Genomic DNA, 454 nt, shown 5'->3' on the forward strand with positions numbered 1-454 from the left:
ATCGCCAACGGCAACATTGGTAATTCTCTGTGCATTAGCGGTGCCATGGCTGGCATCGTAAGCAGTGCCGTTCCATTGTAGGGCGTCTTTCTGCAAGTTGGCTACATTGTTATTTAAGCCATTAAGATTGCTGTTAATTGTAGTGATATTGGCATTGACGTTACTTAAATCACCGGCCTGATTCAATGTAGAAGACAAAGTACTGAGGCTGGCGGCAGTAGATGTTGAAACGCTGAAAAGTTGTCCGGCGTTAATCGCATCGGTGGAGTTTTCGCCAATCTGCCCAGCAGCTACATTAGTAATTCTCTGTGCATTAGCGGTACCATGACTGGCATCGTAAGCAGTGCCGTTCCATTGCAGAGCGTCTTTCTGCAAATTAGCTACATTGTTATTTAAGCCATTAATGTTGCTGTTAATGGTATTGATATTGGCATTGACGTTACTTAAATCACCG

General features: G+C 44.1%; 1 pseudogene. It reads right to left on the minus strand.

Going from position 1 to position 454, the window contains the following annotated elements:
- A pseudogene (locus tag BHC51_RS05280) lies at positions 1-454 on the minus strand (hypothetical protein); the annotation flags it as partial.

Origin of the sequence: Snodgrassella alvi (assembly GCF_002777745.1) — a bacterium.
Classification (GTDB): Bacteria; Pseudomonadota; Gammaproteobacteria; order Burkholderiales; family Neisseriaceae; genus Snodgrassella; species Snodgrassella alvi_D.